The 23,262-nt window shown below is 33.4% G+C and carries 19 protein-coding genes and 1 pseudogene; 1 reads left to right on the top strand and 19 read right to left on the bottom strand.

Annotation, left to right across the window (positions count from 1 at the left end):
• Positions 1–2: 2 nt before the first annotated feature.
• The 4 genes from DOK81_RS05220 to mltG form a co-directional block, all read right to left on the bottom strand.
• Positions 3–1,070, bottom strand: a complete 1,068-nt coding sequence (locus tag DOK81_RS05220) for a sensor histidine kinase (RefSeq protein WP_206909081.1) — start codon at positions 1,068–1,070, stop codon at positions 3–5.
• Positions 1,067–1,798 carry a cell wall-active antibiotics response protein LiaF gene (gene liaF, locus DOK81_RS05215; protein ID WP_206909080.1) on the bottom strand — a complete coding sequence of 244 codons (732 nt, stop codon included), beginning with the start codon at positions 1,796–1,798 and terminating at the stop codon, positions 1,067–1,069. Before liaF ends, DOK81_RS05220 begins: the two co-directional genes overlap by 4 nt.
• A 154-nt stretch (positions 1,799–1,952) precedes the next feature.
• Positions 1,953–2,432 (bottom strand): transcription elongation factor GreA, encoded by a 480-nt coding sequence (greA, locus tag DOK81_RS05210; RefSeq protein ID WP_206909079.1) that lies wholly within the window; start codon positions 2,430–2,432, stop codon positions 1,953–1,955.
• Positions 2,433–2,566: 134 nt separating this feature from the next.
• Positions 2,567–3,739, bottom strand: a complete 1,173-nt coding sequence (mltG, locus tag DOK81_RS05205; protein WP_206909078.1) for an endolytic transglycosylase MltG — start codon at positions 3,737–3,739, stop codon at positions 2,567–2,569.
• Positions 3,740–3,907: 168 nt separating this feature from the next.
• Here mltG and DOK81_RS05200 point away from each other — a divergent pair, with 168 nt between their 5' ends.
• Positions 3,908–5,065, top strand: coding sequence for a serine hydrolase domain-containing protein (locus DOK81_RS05200; protein ID WP_206909077.1), 1,158 nt, complete (start codon positions 3,908–3,910; stop codon positions 5,063–5,065).
• 72 nt (positions 5,066–5,137) lie between these two features.
• Here the strand turns inward: DOK81_RS05200 and DOK81_RS05195 are convergent, their stop codons facing one another.
• The 15 genes and pseudogenes from DOK81_RS05195 to DOK81_RS05125 form a co-directional block, all read right to left on the bottom strand.
• Positions 5,138–6,088: an NAD-dependent epimerase/dehydratase family protein gene (locus tag DOK81_RS05195; protein WP_206909076.1), complete on the bottom strand. Its 951-nt coding sequence runs from the start codon at positions 6,086–6,088 to the stop codon at positions 5,138–5,140.
• Between the two features lie 209 nt (positions 6,089–6,297).
• Positions 6,298–7,722 (bottom strand): hypothetical protein, encoded by a 1,425-nt coding sequence (locus DOK81_RS05190; protein ID WP_206909074.1) that lies wholly within the window; start codon positions 7,720–7,722, stop codon positions 6,298–6,300.
• Positions 7,715–8,692, bottom strand: coding sequence for a glycosyltransferase (locus DOK81_RS05185; RefSeq protein WP_206909073.1), 978 nt, complete (start codon positions 8,690–8,692; stop codon positions 7,715–7,717). The genes DOK81_RS05190 and DOK81_RS05185 overlap by 8 nt, the downstream gene beginning before the upstream one ends.
• A 27-nt stretch (positions 8,693–8,719) precedes the next feature.
• A complete protein-coding gene (locus DOK81_RS05180; RefSeq protein WP_206909072.1) occupies positions 8,720–9,547 on the bottom strand; it encodes a LicD family protein in 828 nt (275 codons plus the stop codon).
• Positions 9,531–10,928, bottom strand: a complete 1,398-nt coding sequence (locus tag DOK81_RS05175) for an O-antigen ligase family protein (protein ID WP_206909071.1) — start codon at positions 10,926–10,928, stop codon at positions 9,531–9,533. The genes DOK81_RS05180 and DOK81_RS05175 overlap by 17 nt, the downstream gene beginning before the upstream one ends.
• A gap of 21 nt (positions 10,929–10,949) precedes the next feature.
• The gene (locus DOK81_RS05170; protein ID WP_206909070.1) at positions 10,950–11,927 is read right to left on the bottom strand and encodes a glycosyltransferase family 2 protein; all 978 of its coding nucleotides are present in this window, start codon (positions 11,925–11,927) and stop codon (positions 10,950–10,952) included.
• Complete coding sequence (locus tag DOK81_RS05165) at positions 11,928–12,986, bottom strand: NAD-dependent epimerase/dehydratase family protein (RefSeq protein ID WP_206909069.1); 1,059 nt, start codon at positions 12,984–12,986, stop codon at positions 11,928–11,930.
• An 8-nt stretch (positions 12,987–12,994) separates the two neighbouring features.
• Positions 12,995–13,696, bottom strand: a complete 702-nt coding sequence (locus DOK81_RS05160) for an IspD/TarI family cytidylyltransferase (RefSeq protein ID WP_206909068.1) — start codon at positions 13,694–13,696, stop codon at positions 12,995–12,997.
• Positions 13,659–14,562: pseudogene (locus tag DOK81_RS05155) on the bottom strand (LicD family protein). Before DOK81_RS05155 ends, DOK81_RS05160 begins: the two are co-directional and overlap by 38 nt.
• Positions 14,563–14,697: 135 nt before the next feature.
• Positions 14,698–15,738 carry a glycosyltransferase family A protein gene (locus tag DOK81_RS05150; RefSeq protein ID WP_206909066.1) on the bottom strand — a complete coding sequence of 347 codons (1,041 nt, stop codon included), beginning with the start codon at positions 15,736–15,738 and terminating at the stop codon, positions 14,698–14,700.
• A 21-nt stretch (positions 15,739–15,759) separates the two neighbouring features.
• Positions 15,760–17,148, bottom strand: a complete 1,389-nt coding sequence (locus DOK81_RS05145) for a sugar transferase (protein ID WP_206909065.1) — start codon at positions 17,146–17,148, stop codon at positions 15,760–15,762.
• Positions 17,149–17,384: 236 nt separating this feature from the next.
• The gene (locus tag DOK81_RS05140) at positions 17,385–19,523 is read right to left on the bottom strand and encodes a glycosyltransferase family 2 protein (RefSeq protein WP_206909062.1); all 2,139 of its coding nucleotides are present in this window, start codon (positions 19,521–19,523) and stop codon (positions 17,385–17,387) included.
• A 36-nt stretch (positions 19,524–19,559) separates the two neighbouring features.
• Entirely contained in the window at positions 19,560–21,140 is a 1,581-nt protein-coding gene (locus DOK81_RS05135; RefSeq protein WP_206909061.1) for a class I SAM-dependent methyltransferase, read from the bottom strand.
• Positions 21,130–22,350 carry an ABC transporter ATP-binding protein gene (locus DOK81_RS05130; protein ID WP_206909059.1) on the bottom strand — a complete coding sequence of 407 codons (1,221 nt, stop codon included), beginning with the start codon at positions 22,348–22,350 and terminating at the stop codon, positions 21,130–21,132. The genes DOK81_RS05135 and DOK81_RS05130 overlap by 11 nt, the downstream gene beginning before the upstream one ends.
• Before the next feature lie 11 nt (positions 22,351–22,361).
• Entirely contained in the window at positions 22,362–23,168 is an 807-nt protein-coding gene (locus DOK81_RS05125; RefSeq protein ID WP_206899868.1) for an ABC transporter permease, read from the bottom strand.
• Between the last annotated feature and the right edge of the window lie 94 nt (positions 23,169–23,262).

Raw genomic sequence — 23,262 nt, 5'->3', positions numbered from 1 at the left:
CGTTATACCTCCTTAATTAAAGGAACTTTGATCTCGACACTCGTTCCCTGTCCTTTAAAGCTAATAATCTTCACTGTGCCACCAATTCCTGCCACACGTTCTTTGATATTTACTAGACCGTAACTTCCCGTTTTCGTTTCGTTCATATTGAATCCCGTTCCATCATCAATAACACGTAGTAATAAATTATTATCGATCCGATGTAAATAGACCTCTAATTCATTTGCTTTTGCATGGCGTAGTGTATTTGAAAGCAGCTCTTGCACAATTCGGAAAAGGTGGTCTTCAATTGAACTGGATAATTGAACGTCTTCAATCTCCCACTTCAACGAAATTTGAATTTTGTTTTGTAACTCTTTTAATAATTGTTCAATTCCTTGTTTCAAGCTTTTCTCTTCCAAATTAACAGGACGTAAGTGTAACAATAACGCGCGCATCTCGGATTGAGAAGCATTGATGATATCCGCGACCATACGTAATTGTTTACGAAAAACTTCTGGGGTGTCACTTTTTTCTGCTTGTTCGGTCAAAGCAGACATCATCATCATGGCAGCAAATAACTGTTGTGAAACAGAATCATGCAACTCACGGGCTAACCGGTGTCTCTCTAATTCTAAGATTTCTTCTTTTGTTTGTCCATTTACATACTGTGGTCGACTTGTTAAGATCTGAAGCTCACTTGAAACTTCAATCATTTTTTCTTTGATTTTAATGATTTCTTGGTCAATATCTTTGATGTATTCATTATCGGTTGGTGCTACGATTGGCTGATCCAAAATTTTCGCATCATAGTTGCCGGAAGAAACTGCTCGTAACTTTTCTTCGATTTTACCATATCTTGCTTTTTGAACAACTGATACGATCAAAAAAGTCAATAAACCTACACCTAAGGAAAGAGCAAATAAATGAAAAATCAGTGGTACATAAAGCAATCTTGCTTGCAATAATTCCGCCCACCAATGCGTCTGTTTGCTTGCATAAAAATAGGTGAACATAGCGAATAAAATAACCATAAATGTGCCTAGTGAAGCATAAAAAGCAATCATTGATCGGGAGATTTTTCCAATCATACACGAATCACCTCAACATCACCAAGCAACGTATTCGTAATGATTTTCAACCGCCGAGGGTTTTCATCATAATCATTACTATAGATTTTGATTGACTCATTTTTCAATGAAAATTGTTCCTCTTCAAAATAAACATTTCCAAATAATGTCGCGTGCTCAAGACTAATGGCTATCCCTAATGGAACAAGAATTCTTGTTCGACCTACACCTTTTCGGACAATCACAATATTATCATCCTTAGGTAACAAGGTATTTCCTAAATCAATGATTGTGTCACCTGAGGCAATTGCAATATTGATGTCATCCCATTCATACACATCTGAACCAATTCTTTGATTTCCAATTAGTTGTTGTTTAGTACGTTCGTTGTTATGAGATTTCAGCTGTTCCGTTTGAATCATCATCATTTGTTTTTTTCGCCAAAAAGCATTTTTGGTTAAATCAATACCAGAGATTTCAACACCTTTTAATCCAATAAACAACACGGCAAAAATCAGCATCAACCAAAGTGCTGGACTACTAATCAAACTGAAAAAGAGGATCAAGCTCCCTAAAATCAATTGAAATTTTTGAAATTTTTTGCGTGGTTTCTTGCGCAGTGCCAAATAAATATTGAGTATACCAAAAACCACGAAGATCAAGATTTCTGTATTATTAACAATTTGCCAAACAGCAAATAATAGCAATAAGGTTTCGACTACGAAAAAAAATCGTAAAGAACTATTCATCAGCTTGCTCCTTTCCTACTCACTTTCTTCATCATACCTATTTTTTTGAGGCTTTACTATAGGTCTCTGGTTGTAAAATTTATTTTTCTATCAAATAAACCAAAAAGAAAGACCTAGACGAATCAACTGATTACGCTCTAGGTCTGTTAACAAATTAAGCTTGTTCAACTTTAACGATTTTAACTAACATATCTCCACCCGGTGTAGTGATTGTTACTTCATCGCCTTTTGACTTTCCAATCAACGCTTGTGCAATTGGAGAGTCATTTGAAATCTTACCAGAAAATGGATCAGCTTCAGCACTACCAACAATAGTATATTCTTCTTCGTCCCCGTCCGGAAGTTCAACAAATGTAACTGTTTTTCCGATTGAAACTTCGTCAGAATCAACGCCGTTATTATCAATGATCTGTGCAAAACGAATCATTGTTTCAATCGTCGTGATACGTCCTTCTACAAAAGCTTGTTCGTCTTTTGCTGATTCATACTCTGAGTTTTCTGACAAATCGCCAAAGCTTCGAGCAATTTTGATACGCTCAATAATTTCTCCGCGTTTAACTGTTTTTAATTCTTCCAATTCTTGTTCTAGCTTTTCTTTTCCTTCTAGCGTCATTGGGTAAACTTTCTCTACCATTCGTAACGTCTCCTTCATCTCAATAAACTACCACAAAAGGTAACCCTTTATGGACTATAGTCCAAAAAAGATTACCATGCTTTTTCTAAAATGTAAATGTTTTTCTAAAAATGAATCAATAACACTAATTTATTTTATGATTTATTGACATATTTTTCAACTAATTCTAAGTGTTCTTCATATGTTTTAGCAAAGTATACATTTCCTGTACTGATATCTGCTACAAAATAGTAATAATCATTATCTGCAGGAGACAAGACTGCTTTGATGGATTCCTCACTAGGACTATCAAATGGTCCAGGGCCAAACCCTGTATTTGTATATAAGTTATATGGAGAGTCAACTGCAGTATCTGTATAACTAACGGTTTCTTTGTGTTCGCCAAGCGCATATAAAACGGAAATATCCGTTTGCAACGGCATATCTGACTCAATTCGGTTGTAGAAAACTCGTGCAATATTCTTGCGGTCGTTCTCTTTGACACCTTCTTTTTCAACTAAAGAAGCTAATGTCAACACCTCTTGAACAGTATGATTTTGTTGTTTGATTGTCGTATAGTAATCTTGCATAACTGAGTCTGTTTTTTCAACCATTTGGATAACTAAATCTTTCAATGACGTATCCTTGTAATAATCATAAGTAGCTGGGAATAAATAACCTTCTAAATGATACTTTACATCTTTAGCTTGAGACGTGCTTTCCAATAGTTCTGGGAATTTTTCATACAACTCTTTTAAGAAAGCTTCATCCGTCATTAAATCTAGAAATTCTTGCTTATCTTTCCCAGTTATTTTAGCCACTCGACTCGCTATCTGGTCAATATCATAACCTTCAGGAATCGTGATTTTTCCATCGGCAACTGCTTTTGCTTCAGCAGTTCCGCCTTCTTGCAATAATTTACCAATCTCATCTAAAGTCATGTCTGGAGACATTTGATAAAATCCTGCTTGAAAACCAGTTAAATTTTTAAATTTCGTATAATAATTAAAAACGATACCGCTTTTGATAACATGATTCTTTTCGAGGATTTCGCCAATTTGTTTATTCGAAGAACCAGTTGGAACTTCTACTTGAACTAATTGACTATCCGATTTATCTAACGGTTGCAAGCCACTTTCAACATATTTGTAAGTAGTAAAGCCAAATACGCCTACAATTGCCAATAAAGTAATCACAATCACTAAAATGATCTTGCCGACGATCTTATCTTCTTTTTTACGCAAATTTTTACGTTTGACTATAACTTCTTGCGTTGTCGTGTGTTCATTCTTATTATTTTCTTCTGGATGTTGTTTGTTTTCTGACAAAACAACTCCTCCTTACTCTCAAGTTCATAACTCCATCTATTATACATGAAATTTCTTTCAGAGTGAATTCTTTTCATAAAATATTATATTGCAAAATTGTTAGTAGGAATCTCCTTTACTCACGTATTAAAATAAAAGTGTTTTAAAAATATCAGAAAGGATAATCCTATGCACACTATAAAACATCAAAAAAAGCAAGCTAGGAAGAAAACAATTCTTCTTTCTATCTTAACTCTTCTTCTGGGATTAGGCGTAGCCACAAGTTGGTATCTGCTCCTACTTTCTGACACAATCAAGCCAGTTACGGATTCAGAGCCAACAACTGTCGTAAAATTGACCGATTCCGAAGAAAAAACAGTAACACAAATGGATCAATTCTTAAAAAAGTCGGATTACATTGGCACAATCTACGTTCGAAAAAATAATCGAATTATCTTAGAAAAAACTTATGGTTATGCAAACAAAGAAACAAATCAATTAAATTCTTTATCCCTTGACTATCAGATTGGTTCAATCCAAAAAGCGATGACTGCTCTGCTCATCCTAAAGCAAATCGAACAGAAAAAAATTAGTTTTACCACACCTCTAGCTACCTTTTATCCACAGATTCCAGGTAGTCAAACAATCACGATTCATGACTTGTTGGTGATGCGATCTGGTCTGCATAAAACCGAACAGCCTTCTCTCCCACTGAATGATCGTGACATCGTTCAATTCACCGTAGAGCATTTAAAATGGACTGATTATCAAACCTACCATTATGAACCACTAAACTTTACTTTATTGGCAGGAATTCTAATGCAGTTAACGAACAAAAGTTATGAAGAATTGTTATCGGAATCATTAATTCAGCCTCTACAATTACACCATACTGATTTTTATGAAAATGTCAAAAATTCTCCTCAGCACGCTAAATCTTATCAAATGACAGCTGATGATGACTACTGGAAAGCATTAGATGAAAATGAAACTGCGATTCATAATGAACTAGGAACAGGAAATATCAGTATGAATACGTATGATCTAGCAGCCTTTTTCACGAAGGTGCTGTCTGGAGAACTTATTTCAAAAAAACTACTCTTTTCACTTTGGCAAAACAATCAGTTAAAGAATCCCTATAGTGGTGGTGTTTACAGTGGAGAAGATTACATTCTAGCACAAGGAAACATCAATCGGTTTCACTCTGTTGTTGCAATGACAAAAGATACAAAAAACGCTATTGTTATGCAAAGTAATATCCAATCTGACACAAAAATAAAACCCGGTGCAGTCGCTATTAGAAATCAACTTTATGAAATGCTGACAGGAAAAAAACTTCCTTCATAATTTTAACTACAAAAAAATAGCAAAGTGGTAAATAAAAATACCACTTTGCTATTTTTTTAGAATATAAAAGCTTTATTCAGTAAACTCACTTTCAATGTAACGTTGCATACCATCCAAAATATCAAACTTTGGTTGATAACCTAACATTTTGATTTTTGAAATATCTGCCAATGAATCATGAATATCACCTGAACGCTCTTCTTCAAATTTTAGCGCTAACTTCACATTCAAAATCTTGTCAATTGCCTGAATAAGTTCAAGTAATGTTGTACTATTACCTGTTCCTACATTAAACTGTTTTCCTAAGGCTTCGTCTTTCGTTGCCACCAGCAACAACGCTTGAATCACGTCTTCAATATAAACGAAGTCCCTTGATTGGCTCCCATCACCGAACAAAGTGAAAACAGCTGGTTCGCCCGCTAACTGTTTCTTGTAGCGATCGATTAAAATCGAGATAACCCCGCTATAGGGTGAGTTAGGGTTTTGATTTGGCCCAAAAACATTGAAGAAACGAACCGCACTAGTTGGTATATCGTACAAATGGTAGTAATCCAAAGCATACTGTTCCGCAGCAAATTTATCTACGGCATAAGGTGTCAACGGACGAATCACTGACTCTTCTTGTTTTGGCAAAGTCAATTCATCTCCATACACAGCAGCCGAAGAACTGAAGACTAAACGTTTTAGATTAGGCTGATACTGACGAATCAATTCCAATAATATCAGTACACTTTCAAAATTCACACGATGTGTTGCAACAGGACGTTCCACAGAATCAGCCACACTTGCAACCGCAGCTAAATGAAAAATATAAGCAAATGAATATTCAGAAAGCAACTGTTCCATTAACACTTTATCTGCTACATCGCCTTCTACGAACTTAATATTGTTTGATGAAATCAAATTTTCTTGTTTTCCCATGGATAAATCATCTACAACAATGATTTTATTTTCTTTACTTAAATAATTTGCTAGCGTAGAACCAATAAATCCGGCTCCGCCAGTGATTAATATGTTGTCCACTTTTTCACCTCAATTAAATGATCCTTTGATTATCCACGTTAAGTTTAACATTAAAAAATGAGAAACTATAGTTATAACATTTTTTAAATATAAATTTTTTTTTCATTTGTTTTAAATTAAAGCAATGATAATTATAACAAAAAAACTGTAGAACAAAGATTTTTTTCTTTGTCTACAGTCTAACACAGCCACATTCTGTTTTTTTGTCATTAGTTTCCTATTAGCAACGCTTTGAATTCTTTAAAGCTTCTGATAAATGAACGATGAACAAATAAGAAATAAATCAGATAAACAACTAAATATGCTAGCATGCTTACAAAATTACCACCAAAAAGCTGATTGCTGATAATAAACAATATTGTAACTGTCGTCTCAAGTACCAAACTGTATCCAACGGGGATATTCATTGATCGACATAAGAAGAATTCTGCTAAATTGCAACGGAAAGCCAAACTAAATAATATCAATCCTACTGCAAGCGTTAAGTCGCCTATCACAAAAATTACCAATAAAGACACTAGTAATGTCATTACTAAAGTCAAAACGTTCACTAATAGAATTGTTTTTTCTTTTCGTAACGTCTTAAGATACGTATTGATAAGTAATGACATTCTTCCTTCATAGATAATAATTGGGAAAAGAATACCCATGAATTTCAAACTTTCATTGTACTCTGGTAGCCAAGCACCTAATATATATTTTGCAGGGACATAAAATAGCAAAACACCATATGTTAATGGAACAAATAGACCTCTTAGCGTAACAAAAAGACTAGGAAGCTTTTGCTGATTTGTTCTTCTAAGCAAGGGAAACATAACAATTCCAACTGCATTAACAAATGTCAAAAACATATTAGAAATACTTAAAGTAAAAGATAATTTACCGAATACTTCAATTGTCCATTTTTTCTCTACAAAAAAGCGAATAGTTCCTGTGATCAACATACTAGCTATACTGGATAACATTAATTTACTACCAATATTAATATTATCAAATATTTCTAAGAATAGATCATTAAGGCGGATTACTTTTATACTTAACATATCTTTTACTCTAGTCATTCCCCAGATTGTAACAATTAATTTGGATAAAATATCCATGATTATCAACCAAATAAAATTGCGTCCACCCATAGAAAAGTAAATCGTAATAAAAAGGACATAAAGATATCTATCGTTTCTTGATAATTGTGCATACTCTTTTATTCTATTTGTTGATTGGAATATATAGAGAATAAAAGTTTTCATAATAGTGATAAAGGAAACCACAGCTGTCAAAATTAATATTGTAGATTTTGTACTTGCAGGCATCATAAAAATTGCCCAAAGTATGACAGCAAAAGACATGATAATCTCAAAAGTAGCTAAGTACCAAAACTGAGAACCTAGATTTCTTTTGTCTAAGTCTGAGTATTCCTCACCACCAATTTTCAAATAAATTCCGTCAATCCATCCAAAATGTAAAAATCCTACGTATGAAGAATAAAATATATAAAGCTGCCAATAACTATATTCAGTAACACCCAATAATTTGGGGACAAATAAGTTCAGTAAAACCGAAATTCCCAAAGTAGCAAAATTAGCTGCCACTGTATAATATAAATTTTTTATCACGGATTTTGCTTTTTCATTCACTGGCTTTACTCCTTAAATTTTTTACTTTAAAGACATGATATAAATCTGCAAAGTAGTTAAAGATGCCCGGATAATTAAACGTATTAATAATGATTTTATTGATCTTTTTGCTGCTTAAAATATTAATTCTAAACTCATTGGCAGCTTCCATCTCGCGATAAATTTTTTCTTTTGATTCAACCTGTTTTATCTCTTCATTTTGTCGCATAAAATTTAATGCAGAATCAATCCGAACATTAAATCTTTTTAACGTATTTATTCTTGCATCGTATATTCCAGTCTGTTGTTTAGCACTGGAAACTTCTTTCTGAAACGAGCTATTCGCATGACGTCTAAACATAATTGTTGGCAAAGGTAAATAATATAACTCATCGTAAAGCAGACCAGCAGCCCACATTGCGACATCATGAGCCGATTTTTCTGCTAGTTTATAATAATCTTGTACTACTGGAACAAAAGTCTTACGAATTCCAAATACACATCCTGGCCTTTTCAAGAGCACATTTTCTTTGATAAACTTAACTCTGTTAGTTCCTTCAACTGTCTCAATTTTTCTTAACTTTGCTGAACTTCCAGTATTCTCAATCAGTTCATCATAATCAGAAACCAACACAGAAATATCGGCATTTTTTTCAAATTCATCTGTCATAGCTTTTATTTTATTAGGTAACCAGATATCATCCTGGTCACTTGTAAAAATAATATCACTACTAGCTTCAGAGAGGAGACTCATGAAGTTTTCTCTCCATCCTTTATTCACAGTGTTAACTTTAAGATGCCAATTTACTAAATTATTTTTATTTATATAGTCTTCAATGATAGTTGCTGTATTGTCAGAAGAGCGATCGTCAAAGATAATTACTTCATCAATTTTTCGCTCCTGATTTTTCAATGAGTCTAACTGTTCAACTATATACTTTTCACCATTATAAGTTGCCATAACCACAGCAGTAGTCAAATTATTCTGCATATAAATAGAACCTCTTTTTCACATTTCTTAATCTCTAAAGTAGAAGTCATATGGATGATGTGTCACTCTTTCTTCCTCAGGTGGAAGCATCATATAGTCGTCATATCTAAGTCTTAAAAACTTATCTCTTTCTTTGATTGCTCTAAAAGTGTGTCCTTCAAATTCAACGTCCTCATATTCTTTAAACCAAGATGTTGGAAATACACCCCAATAGATATTGATAAATTCCATATATCCACAGTACTCTGCATCTTTAATTGGATATTTAATTACCAATTCTTCATATTTCTTTTGCCAATAATCAAAGTCACCTTGTTTTAAAAGTTTACGATATTTGGGATAATATAAAACTCTTTTCATTTTCGCCTTTATCCAAGACCTTGAGATAGCATAAGAATTGTTCAAAGAAAAAACCATATTTGCTCGATAAAGTTCACACAAATCACCAAATTCTTTACGTTCTTCCAAATCTGTTGGAAACCCATCAATAGGAAAAATATCTACATATACGCCTAATTGTTCATCTTCACTATTGTAATATTGTTTACTAATGGCCTTTGTATTTCTGTCTACTAATTTAGCAAATGCGTATCGGTAGTTCTTCGTATCTTCTGGGCTTAACAAAATATATTTTTCTTGTTTTCTTAATAATGTCAATAATTTTTCATAATTGGGTCTGGTTAGTACAATATCTAAATCATCATCCCAGGGAATATATCCTTTATGTCGTTCAACCCCAATTAAACTTCCGTAAAAAATTGAATACTCAATGTTATTTTTTCTGCATAGTTCATCAATGTAAACTAGTATATCTACACTTATGTCCTGGATATCTTTATTAGTTAATTTTTTCATTTACAGATTCACTCATTTCTTGATTTTCCAGATTATTGTAAGTTAGCCTTCCTAAATATAAGAAAAAGACCATTGCACCTAATTTATTAACCAAAACTATATCTGTGATTAAACATGCTGAAATTAACACAACTAATGCAATATTCGTCCAGTAAAGATATCTGGTATAGTGTTTAATTTTCATCTTCCACAAATTAATTAATGTTTGAACAATTTTTATCACTAAAAATAAAGTGAATGGTATTGTCCCCAACAAACCAGTAGTAGCTAAAAGATAAAAGAAAAAGTTATGTGGTGTCTGTTCTTTCTGGGCAATCCAAGTCTGAGGCAAATTTTCCTTTGCATAGCTAAACATATTTTTGGGTGATGTTCCTAGCAATTTCTTACTTTCAAATATTTCAAATGCACTATTCCACAACTTAAATCTACTGTTTGAAATATCTGCATCTTCCCCAACATCTTTTCTTTGTAAGCTGAGTGCTTTTTCAGTCTTTGAGTGTTTTTTAATTATTGTGTGTTGATCTATTGAATTGATTAATATGACAGATGTTTTTTGTGTACCGACAAATAAAAACATGCTAATTAAGAATAAAACAAACGCCATAATTGTAGAATGAATCGTCCTTTTTAATAGTGAATTACTTTTTCTAAAGTAAAAGGTCAAAAAGAAACCACTAATCACTATTACAGTGAATAATTCGATTTGTGCAGTTCTTGATCCTGATAAAACAATAAAAAAGTATTGGAATAATGAGCTAATAATCAAGAAAGATTTAAATATTTTATTATTTGTTTGGAAATATAAATGAATTGAGAATAACAAACTAATCATTGAGATTGTGGCAGCATAGTTTGGATCCACAAATACACCATACAATCGATTTTCAACAAATCCTAGACGAACACCATAATACAATTTATCCAGTGGCATCGTATAACTAAATTTCACCAAGAACATTCCCAATGAAATTGTAACTAACAAGAACCACAGACCAACTAATAATTTTTCAAACCACTCAAATAACTTAGTATTTTTCTTGTTACTCATCTCATATACGACAAAGAAAAATAGCATCTGCCAAAAAATTATTTTTATATTAGACAATAAACCAGTTCTACTTACTAAAGATGAAATAATCATTGCCAATGTAAAAATTATCAGTAATAAATCTAATTTTTTCTTTTTTAAAATCCATAAAATTCCATTTCTAGCTAATAGGCAACCACCAACAATAGCTATTATTCCAAAAATTAGGCTATCAAAAACGGAGGGTATTACGCTATACAAACTGACCATTCTAATAATCAGCATAAACTCCCAGAACAAAATAAAAGGTATTTCTACTTTATCAAGCACTTTATTAACATTATTCAATATCATTTTTACTCTGACTCCGTATCTTTAATCATTTTTTGTTTTTTTTACTCTTGATTCTAATAAAGATAAATAGCGATAAACATTAGGGTGAATCATTAAAGCAATCATCGATATTTTTCTTGCTTTAGTAAAGTATTCATTTTTCAGAATAAATAAAAAGTTATTTTTCAAAAAACAACTAATTTCATTTTGCACTGATTTAGGAACTTCTTTTCCACTTGCCATTATTTTATCTAATACAACAAAATATGCCCAGCAGACCCTTGTATGTGCAATTGAAGAATAGCTTGGATAATTCTTATTTATATATTTTTCATTTTCTACCCAAGCTTCAATCGTATCTAGGTCTTTCTCAGAGTAAGGTGACGTTGTAATACTGTTCGATCGATGGTAATAATAATATTTTGGCTTCATATCCGCAACCACTTTTGTAACATTTTCTAATAACAAAAACATAACTGCACCATCCTCAGTTATCTTTCCCTCGGGATATGTGACATTTTCAAATAGTTTTCTTTTGTACAACTTATTAATTGGATGAACAGAAATAATCTTAGCTTCCAGTATCATTTTTACAGCTTCGTCTCTGGTTAAAACATAATATCCTTCTGGTTTTGCTTGTGGTTTTTTTCCTTCGTAAACATCATAAATACCACATATTGAAATATCCGCATCTTCTTTTTTTAAATTATAGTGTAGCAACTCATACATATCATCCTCAATATAGTCATCACTATCCACAAATCCTATATACTCGCCTTGTGCATTTTCTATACCAGCATTTCTCGCTGAGCTAACCCCCATATTTTTTTGATGGATAGCCTTTATTCTAGAATCCTTTGCGGCGTATGCTGTGCAAATTTCGCCAGATCTGTCAGTTGAGCCATCATTTATCAGAATTAATTCAAAGTCTTTAAATGTTTGCATTAACACTGATGAAATAGCCCTTTCTAGATATTTTTCTGCATTAAATATCGTCATAATAATACTAATTTCACACATTTATTTTTCACCCTTAATTATTTCAACGGTATGTTCCAATGACTCTTCTAAATCAAATAAGGGCATCCAGCCCACGTTTTTTATTTTCGTATTATCCAAAATAGCTGTATTTGCTTTCGAAAAGCCTTTGCTTTCAACTTCGTCTGGTAGTTCAAAAATAACCGTTTTCCCACTGATATTTGCTATTTTTTTGGCTAAGTCTTTCAAATACAAATCAAATTTCTCACTTGAAACATTATAAGCTTGGCCACTTTCACCATGTAACAGTAAATATAAAATTGCAGAAACCGCATCTGCTACATACACATATGAAAAATATTGATTTCCTTCACTTTTTAATACAATATCTTCATGATTCACTGCATTTAGAATGAATTGAGAAGAAGCTTTTGTGTCAGAAGCCAACATAGTTGGACCAAATGTTCGACATAAGCGTGGAATGACAATGTCTAAGTCGTATTTTGTAATATATGCTTGGCAAAGTGACTCGCTCACTCGTTTCCCTTCTGGATAGCCAGCGCGTAATGTATTGCAATCAATATAGCCACAATATTCTTCATTAAATTTTTCAACGTCTCCACGATTTTCACCATAAATTTCAACCGTCGACAAAAAGAGTGTTCTTTTAACATTGGTTGCTGCTGCATGCTTTAACACCTGATCTGTTCCAGCCAGATTCGTCATGATTGTCCCAATTGGATCTGTTGCATATGCCTTTGGATGCGTATTACTTGCCCCATGAATCATATAATCAACCACAAGATCTTCTGGTAAAGGTTCCGTTACGTCACCTTCCACAATCTCAAAAAATGATGAATCCAGATACATTGAAAAGCGAGTCTCAAGTTTTTTACGATTTCTTCCCATTGCACATATTTTGATTTTCAATCCTAATTGCTGGTTTGCCAACATCAGAGTATCAATTAAAAATGAACCAATCATTCCAGAAGCGCCAATCATTAAAATTGATTGACCATCCAGTTTTTTCAATTCAGGTAAATTGTCAACTACCTTGGCCAAATCAACTTGATACATAGGCTGTTCAACTAATGTCATCATACTCTCTCCTAATCCTTCATTTTTAAATAAGCCTTAAATAACTCCAAGTCATCGGTTGTTGTTAGCTTGATATTTTTATCAGAACCAGCTGCAAAATACAATGTTTCACCAAGATCAACCATCATTGTATTTGTGTATGAGGAATCAGACATTCCAATATTTTCTTCTACTGCACGATTATAAGCTGCTAGCAGTTTACCATATTGATAAGCTTGTGGAGTTGATACTCTTCGTAATGTATTACGGTCCACATATTCAACCGTTGTGTCCTCAGTTTTTTTAATAAAAATTTGTTCATTGTATGGTAATGAAGTCACGCCGTTTCCATATTCCTTACATTTCACAATGACATCAGATAAAACAAGTTCATCAACCAGTGGACGGATACCATCGTGAATAATGATCGTATCATCTTCATCAGAATAATCTTTCAAAAACTGCACACCATTGTTAATTGATTCTTGTCCTTTTGAACCACCTGTTATTACCCATTGAACTTTACTTATATTAAATTCTTTAATATAAGCCCACATCGTTTCTTCCCATCCTGATTTACAAACTACTAAAATGCGATTGATTTGTGGATGCTTCTGAAAAGATTCAAGTGTATAAATAATGATTGGCTTACCTTCAATATTTATAAATTGTTTCGGGATATCTTGTCCCATTCGTTTACCGACTCCGCCGGCAATAATAATTGCTGTAATCATTTTTTTCTTCTCCTTTAGTTAAAATATATCCCTTTGTATTTAGTATAAGAATTTTCAGGATCTATAAAAATTGCTTCATGATGCGCAATTTGATTTTCCTTTGATGGTAACTTCAAATAATCACCAAACGCTTTTCGTAAATAATCATCGTAGCCAACAGGAATAGGCATCTCCGTATTTTCAAAAGGGACCCAAATTGCTGAGGCAAAGTCTTTAACAGGATAAACATTGCCCATATATTTGGGGCCCACACATAGCTCTGTTATATTTTTAGTTGGTTTTTGGTTATACTTAGTCATTTGTTTTTCCGCATATGACCAAATAGTATATTTAATTTTTCTAGGAAAAATACCCAATAACACCCTGCCAGTCAACTCTAAAACTTTTCCATGATTTTTAGGAACCTGTTGACTACGATAAAGCGAATAAATCAATGCCCACATTTTTTGTTTTTTTCTATCTGTTACTGAATCTGGTGCCACGTCAAGTGGAAATATATCTAATTGAATTCCATGAGGAATATCCAAATCAGCTTGGTAAGTTTTTATAAATGTGGTTTGTACGTTTCTAATTGTTGTAAAAGAATTACGATCATTATTATCTCGACTTGGTTTTAAAAGAATGTATTTATCCTGATGTATATCCGTTCCCCACAATTCCCCAAGCTTTTGATAATCTTCTCGTGGCATAAAAAAATCAAGATCATCATCCCAAGGAATAAACCCCTGATGTCGTATAGCACCGATTGCTCCTCCTCCACAAAAATAACACAATAAATCGTGTTTCTTACAAAAGTTAACAAAATATTGTGCCATCTCAAGATTTACTTTTTGAATTTTTTTTAATTTTTGGTCCTTACTATACATATTTACGCCCCGTTAATATTTTTATTAATCTTGTACATTTTCTCATAAAGATGGTCATTTTTCAATTACTCTTCTAACTACCATTCTAAAAGCAATAAAAAAAGATATTTTCTTAAGAAAATATCTTTTAACTTCTTAATAGACCCTCTTCAAAAATGACATCAACCCAGGTAGTTTTACTTCAACAAAGGCACCTATTTTTATAGTCAATAAAAAAAGCGTTATTGGCATATTATATAAAAATTTAGTAACCTTTTTTGCTGTGGAATCTGTCAAAGCAATTGCTTTCGCTTCAATGATCACTGGATCATGCAAGATTTCAACTGCTTCTTGTTTCTTTTCCTTTTTTGTTAAGGTTTCAGTTTCATAAATCGAGAAGATGACCGATGTTGCACCTTTTAGCAACAAAGCAGCCATTCCAGATTTATCTTGATTCTTGGTAATAAAATTAGTTAATTCATAAAATTCTTTGAATGTTGCGAATTTATTTTCTTTATACTGATTAGTGATTCCCTTACCACCTTCAAAATCATACGTATATACAAGCGAAGAATTCATAACCACTTGTTGACAATATTGATAATAATCCAAATTAAATATCCGATCTTCACAACTACTATAATTTTTAAAACGAATTTGATGTTGTTCTAGTATCTCTCGTTTATAACATTTGTTCCAAACGACATACATCAACTGCTTACTCATCAATTCATACATATCATTTAAAAAGCATTGATTATCTTGATAAACAAAATCAGAAACTAGGTATTCTTTTTCAGAAATAATTTCAGTTCCATTCAGTGTTCGAAAAACAAATGAGCTGATAATCAAATCAGTTGCTGGATGAGTAGAAAGTATTTGTTCATAGTTTTTTAGTACATCTTTTTTAGGTGTATCATCTGCATCAAAAAATAGAACATATTCTCCGCGAGCATATACAAGGCCTTCATTGCGAGCAGCTCCAGGACCTTGATTTTCAGTCGTAATAAAATGAAAATAATCATTGCCTTGAACTAGCTCGCTAATCACTTGTTCAGTAGCGTCTGTTGATCCATCGTTAACAATAATCACTTCATAATCGTTAAATTCCAGTTCCATCAATAAAGAAATGGTATGAGAAATGGTTTTTTCAGCATTATAAACAGGTATGATAATACTAAACTTAGGAGTCTTCATCTTTCCTACACCTTTCACCTTTTATCCATAAATCTTATCTTCTGGAAAATGCAGTTCTGCTAAAGAACAAACAGCTTCTTCATCCACACCTTGAGAAGACATTTTATCGAATAAGATTTTAATTGTTTGTAATAAGATTTTCAAATCCAACAATAATGAGTACTTTTTGATATATAACAAATCAAATCGTAACTTACTATTGTAGTCAGAAACATACTTACCATAGACCTGCGCATAACCAGTGATACCAGCGCGAACATTATGACGTAAATAATAATAAGGATTTTCTTCATTAAATTGATCAACAAAGAATGGTCGTTCTGGGCGTGGTCCCACAATTGACATATCTCCTTTTAAAACATTAAAGATTTGTGGTAACTCATCAAATCTTACGGCACGAATGAATTTACCAACTGGAGTTACACGTGCATCATTGCTTTTAGCAAGGACTGGACCCGATTTGGATTCAGCAGTCACACTCATTGAGCGGAACTTATAAATTGAAAATTCTTTTTGATTTTTTGTGATACGTACTTGTTTATAGATAACAGGACCTGGTGAAGTCACTTTTACCAAAATCGCTGTTAATAACATAAATGGTGACGCTAAAATCAATAAAACCAGTGAAACAACAATATCAAATAATCGTTTGAAAAGTTCATCTTCTGAAGGGATTCTAAAACCAGACGATTCAATAATGCTTTCATCCTCAAAATTCATGATATTTGGATTGATCATGATCAAATTTTCAAATGTTGTATTTAAAAATAATTTTTTCTCTTTTTTTGTCACTAATTGGTAGATTTTAATTTTTTCTTGTTCATCAATTTCGGAAGCCAAGTACACAATATCAATTTCATCAATCAGTTGTTTCGCATGTTCATAGAAATGATCTACAATAACTGCTTCGACTTTATGTTTATTATTTTTCTTTGATTGAAAATTTTGGATAGCTGGTGCAACATCTTTTTCTAAACCAACAATGATCACCTTTTTATCATTGCTGAATTTTAGATAAAGCTTATAAATAAAAATACGATACATACTGATTAAAATGGTTCCGATTATAAAAGAAAGTAAGATGACTAGACGTGGAAAAGCAAACCAGCGTCCAGCAAAAGTGACAATCATAATCCCAAAAGTCATCAATACTTGACCAATAACTGTCACAAAAATAATGTCACTGATCATTCGATTATAAAAGACATAGGCTCCTAATAAAATATTAAGAACGATAAAGATGATCGAAATAAAAATTGCTGAATTTTCAAAGGTTTCAAAGTTACGCATCGGTATTTCTCCTTGAAACTTCAATAAAAAGCTTAAATAAATTGCAACGTTATAAACAATAACATCCATCAAAATAATAAATATTCTGCGAGCGGCGCTCCACTCCCCATTTTTATTCATATATACACTCCTAACCTCAGAATAATGCCTTTATCATCTTACCATAGCAAGGCTTAAAAGCCTAGCGAGTAACCAAAATGTAAAAGAAATTAAAATATTCTAGACAATAAATTATTCTACTTTATATTCTTATTTTTATTTCTAAAATCTATATTCAATGTTTTTATTTTTATAGACATGATAAATAACAAAAAGTGATCAAAGTATTCCATTTCAATACTTTGATCACTTTTAATTTAATCTGGTCTTAAAGAAAAATCACCAATACCTTCTTTAGTCAAATTATCATTATAAAAAGGGTCATGGGCAATGTAAGTTGGCCATTTATCTTGCATTTTTTTGATTTCACCAGCAAACCGTTTTTGTTTTTCCGGTGTATCTTCGTATCCTCTAGATTTCGATTCAAAATGATAAAGTTCTACTTGATGTGCATACACGTTATTACGTCCTAATTCATAGACTTTCAAGCATAAATCGACATCATTAAACGCAACTTCTAATGTTTCATCAAATCCTGAAACGGCATGAAAATCAGTCGCTTTAACCATCATACAAGCCGCAGTAACTGCTAGATAATCAACATCAATCACTAAGCGGCCAAAATAGCCACAGTGTGTTTTATCATAATTATTCAATGCATGACCTGCCACACCACCAATGCCGACGAGGACACCAGCATGTTGTGTTGTTTCATCTGGATAATACAATTTTGCTCCAACACAGCCAATTCGATCAAATTGTGCGTAAGAAACCATTGTCGTCATCCAATCTGGCGCAATAACTTCAGTATCATTATTCAAAAACAAGAAATACTTTCCACTAGCTTTTTCAGCCGCCAGATTATTAATTCGTGAGTAATTAAAAGGAATATCAATTAACTCAACGATGAATCGATCGTTTAAGCGTTCTTTATAGTCTGCAAATAATTCTTGCATTTTTGGATCTGTGCTGCCATTATCAGCAATAATAATTTCATAGTTGGGATACGTTGTCTTCTCAATAATGGAATCAACACAAACTTTTAAATCTTCATAACCATTTTTAGTCGGAATAATTACACTCACTAAGTCTTCATCAATTACGTCATACATGATTTCATAAAAACCTGAGATTCTTCCTGGGCGCACATGTCCTTTGATTCCCCGACGATTCAGTGCATCGGTCAGAGCCTTTACACCAGAATCATAAATATAACTTTTCGCTTCGCCATTGCTTGCTGTAGAACCGGGAATTGTTCGCCAATGATAAAGAATTTTATCAATATGATAAATGTGATCTGCTGGGATTTTTTCTGTCACGCGTAAAACAAGATCATAATCTTGTGAGCCTTCATACCCTTTACGAAAGCCACCTAATTCTTTCACGATACTTGTGCGATAAACACCTAGATGAGAGATATAATTGTTTCCCATCAGTGTATCTGGTGACCAATCAGCTTTAAAATGAGGATCAAAACGATTGCCATCAGAATCGATTTTATCTTCATCACTATAAATCAGATCAAGCTCAGGTCGTTCATTCAACACCTTGGCTACTTCGTAAAGTGCTGAAGGCGGCAATTCATCATCATTATCCAACAAAGCTAAGAATTCCCCAGATGCTAATTCTAAAGCAGAATTAGTGGCTAAGCTGATATGGCCATTTTCTTGTCGAAAGACGACTTTTATTCGCTCGTCTTTTGCTTGATAAGCTTCCAGACATTTACGAATAGCCGGATCTGTTGAAGCGTCATCACTAATGCACAGCTCCCAGTTTTCATAAGTTTGTCCTAGGACGGAATCGATACATTTTTCTAACCATTTGATTTCAACATTGTAAACAGGCATAGCAATCGAAATCAACGGACGATATTCTAAGTCAGTAGCAGCTTTGCGTTGTCCTGCTAAATCTACTTTTTCGTGACGAGTAATCCATTCAGCATAATCAACTGAACCAGGTTTTAATTCTAGCTTAACGCGACGGATGGCTTTTTTTAAACCATGTGTTCTTGTGTAATTGATCCCTTTTTTAAGCAAACGTTTTTGTTTTTGCCAAGAGGTCTCAAAACCATCATCAAAAGGATAGTGCCCGTTTAACTTCACTGCGATGCCATTTTGGTGAGCAGTCGTTTGAAAATCTAAAATAGCTCTTCCTTTTAATTTTCCAGATAGTCGAATTTTAAATCCACTTTGTGTTTTGACATCGAGTTCATATAAATGGTTAATGTCTAAACGTACTACAGGGGTTGTTTCAATCGAAACTTGGTTCTTTTCTACCTTGACTGAGGGGATTTCTTTGGTTACTTCATCAATTGCCCAGCCAACAATAAGCAAGTCTCCAGTAGCTCGTTCCCGAGTGATCGTATCAATAAATACAGCAATTTCTTTCTTTGTCACTGTCCAGTTACTCCTTTATCAAGTAGGTCCAATGAATTACATTTCAATAATCCAAGTTTGACCATTTTCTGCTATTACTTCAATTAAAAATGTACGTTCTTGTTCACAAAGAATTTGTAATTCGAACCCAGCAGAGACATTTTCCGCAAGATTTTCAGCCTCATTCACTTCTTTGCGATAAATCGGTTTAGCATCGAAAAACGGTGATTGATCTACAGATAAGTGATAAGATAATGCATTTCGATCTACTTGTGAGATTCCCCAACCAGTAATTGTTAAAACTTTCGTTTCTTCATCCCAATGTTTTTCATCAATACATAATGCTAACTCTTTTGCTTGAATTTTTTTCGGTGTTTCTTTTGCTCGACGTATTTTCTTTGATTTAATTGTCCATTCATCGCTATCTAAAAGTGAACAATAACGCGTGGTCGTAGTTTGCAAGTAACGATCAAGCTTAGCATTTTCTTCTCTGATTTGATAGTTATCCTTTTCTAAATCAGTTATTTTTCCTGACAATTCTTGTTGAACAGCCATCATTGGTTGAACAGTTTCCAACACTTCTGAGAAAGTTTGGGTAAGCTCTCCAATAAAACGATAGTGGATATTTACCGTTAATTCCTGACCAGCAACATTTTTTACTGCCAATTCTGGTATGCTTTTACCGTCAAACAGATAGCAATCCGTATCTGTTTTTAATGCGGCATTTGACCGAATAAAATCAATTTTTTCTCCCACAACCTCGGCAGTGAATTCAATAAAACTTGGCTGTTTTTCAAAACGGAATAGCACCGTTTCGACGTTTTCAGCAATTGGAAATGTCAAATGTTGATTTTCGCCCGTGTAGTTGTTAATGGGAATCTGTTGACTAGTTTCTCCTTCAACCGTTTGTTGGATCAAGTCAAAGACTTTCACGTAATTTGAATTTTGTGGCTGTGCAATTTCAGGTACTGCCTGTTTTTTCAACGAAAAGAAGTATTGATAAACTTCTCCAAATGGACGCATTTTGAAATCATAACGAACCGCTTCTGGCAAATCTTCATAGCGGGAAGAAAGTTCAGTGTCCTCTACCGCCAAGTATAGATAGTCTTCGATGTTGATCATTAAACCAGCTTTTTCAAACACTTTCTGAAAACCATCATGCGTATAAAACGAATTATGTGTTTCATCTAACAACCCATAAGAAGTCCACGGAAGTTGATTATTAAACAAATCGATCATTACTGAATTATGTGCTAAGTTAGGAAACGTAATTAAAATTTCTCCATCTTCACTCAAAAATTCACTGACTTTTTTTAAAGTTGCACCCGGGTCAACCAAATGCTCCAAAACATCTGCAAACAAAATATAATCAAATGCTTGACCTTCAAAATAGTTCGCCCATTCAAAGCTTTCGATGTCTCCATAGAAACCATCCTGAGCAAATTCACTTACGAAATCGAATAGTTCTTTATCGAGTTCCACAATGCTAACTTCACATTGCTTCGCACCAATCAAATGTTTTGTCAATCGGCCATTTCCTGGGCCAAATTCTAATACTTTGCTACCTGGCTTAATTTGAGCTGCAATCTTTCCCACACTACTTTGCTCATCTAAATCCATTTCAAAATCATATTTCATCTTTTTGACTACCTTCTTCCCATTTGTGATCCAAGATGACAATACCTTCGCCGATATAAGAACCGCTAACAAATAAGTTCATATACTTCGTCTTATAAACTAACGGAACTGTAGCATTTTCTTCAAAAATCGCCACATCAAAATAATATTCACCAGCTAACAAGCCCAGCTTTTCATATTCAAGGTAAAAAACATTTTTTCCTTTTTTCCAAGGAATCGTTATATCATCCAATAATGTGTTCAGACCACAAACATAAAAATTATCGACTGTTCGTAACGCAATCCCTAAAACTGGCTTTTTGATTGAATCATCTTTTACATTGTAGGTAACTTTTACGAAGAGTGTCTCACCTTGTTCAATCATATCCACTGGTTTCTTCTCTTTATCAAGCAACTCAGCGCTTAGCACATCCACGATGTCTGGTGCAGCGTGACGTTCAACTTGACTCTTATTACGGTCAACTGTTTTTACTGATTTTTTCTTCAAGAAGTTTTCATAATTTGTCGTAACGTCCATCGTGTCCCCATACTCTACGACTTCACCGTTTTTCAACCAATAACTACGATCACAAAAACGACGAATTGAGCTAATATCGTGAGAAACGAATAAAATCGTTTTTCCAGAATTTTTGATTTCAGTAAATTTTTCCATACATTTCAGTTGAAACTCTAAGTCGCCAACTGCTAAGGCTTCATCAACGATCAAAATATCAGGGTTAACATTGATTGCTACCGCAAATGCCAAACGGACAAACATCCCGCTTGAATAAGTTTTTACTGGTTGATAAATATGATCCCCAATATCAGCAAAATCAATGATATCATCGACCATGCCTTCAATTTCTTCTCGTGAAAAGCCCAACACCATCCCATTTAAAAAGATATTTTCATAGCCAGAATATTCTGGGTTGAATCCAGAACCTAGCTCAAGCAATGCTGAAATTTTCCCATCGATTTCCATTGTACCAGAGGAAGGTGTCAAAACACCGGTAATGATTTTGAGCATCGTCGATTTACCTGAACCATTTTCACCAACAAAACCAATCATCTCGCCTTTTTTAATTTCAATATTAACGTTTTTCAATGCATAAAAGACGTCATGATAAGATTTTTTGAAAGGATTCAGTGCCTCACGAAAACGATCACTCGGCTTTGCGTACATATTATATGATTTGGTGATGTTTTCTAATTTAATCGCATATTCTGTCATTTCTATTCTCCTTACAGTACATCTGAAAAATGTGGTTTCAATCTACGGAACACTGCTGAACCAACCACAAAGAATGCTAATGTAACTACCCAAAAGTATAAAGTATACATGCCATGTTCAAAGAACCAGGCTTGACTCAAGAAAGATTCACGATAGCCTTGAACGATATAATAAAGTGGGTTTAATTTCAAAATTTGAACAATTGTCGGGTTAAATTGACTTGGACTCCAAAGAATTGGTAATGTCCACATAATCAATTGCAACAAAATCGTAATGAATTGGACGATATCTGGTAAAAACGGTTGGATAGATGCTGTCAACCAAGTGATACCTGTTAAAAATGCACACATGCAAAACAGATAGTAAATCAATTGTAGCGTCATCACAGTTGGAAAGATTCCATGTCCAATCGTCACAACTAAACCAATCACGATAAAAAAGAGATGGGTGTATAAATTAGATAAAATTTTCGTACTTGGTAAGATACGAATGTTGAAAACGACCTTCTTGACTAAATACGTGTACTCTCGAAAGACTAACGTCGTTGAGGTAAATGCATCTGAGAAGAAGAACCAGGGAACCATCCCTGTAATCAGATAAACAATGAATGGATACTTACCATCAGTCATCGCAGCTTTCAAGCCGAAGCCAAAGACTAACCAGTAAATCAACACAGTAAATATTGGGTTGATAAATGCCCACATGATTCCTAAAAAAGAACCAGCATAACGTGATTTAAAGTCATTTAATGAAAACTGAATCAATAATTTTCTGTTCTGATAGATATCTTTCATAAATAAAAACAGATCTTTAAACATTTGTGTTCCTCCAAGCGATTTCTGTTAATTACAATCAACTGCCATTTTACCATATTTTTACTAGCTGACTGCGATATTATTTATTTCTTAATTT

The organism is Enterococcus sp. DIV0660C (assembly GCF_017316125.1).
Taxonomy (GTDB): Bacteria; Bacillota; Bacilli; order Lactobacillales; family Enterococcaceae; genus Enterococcus_B.
This window is presented reverse-complemented; position numbering and strand designations above follow the sequence as displayed.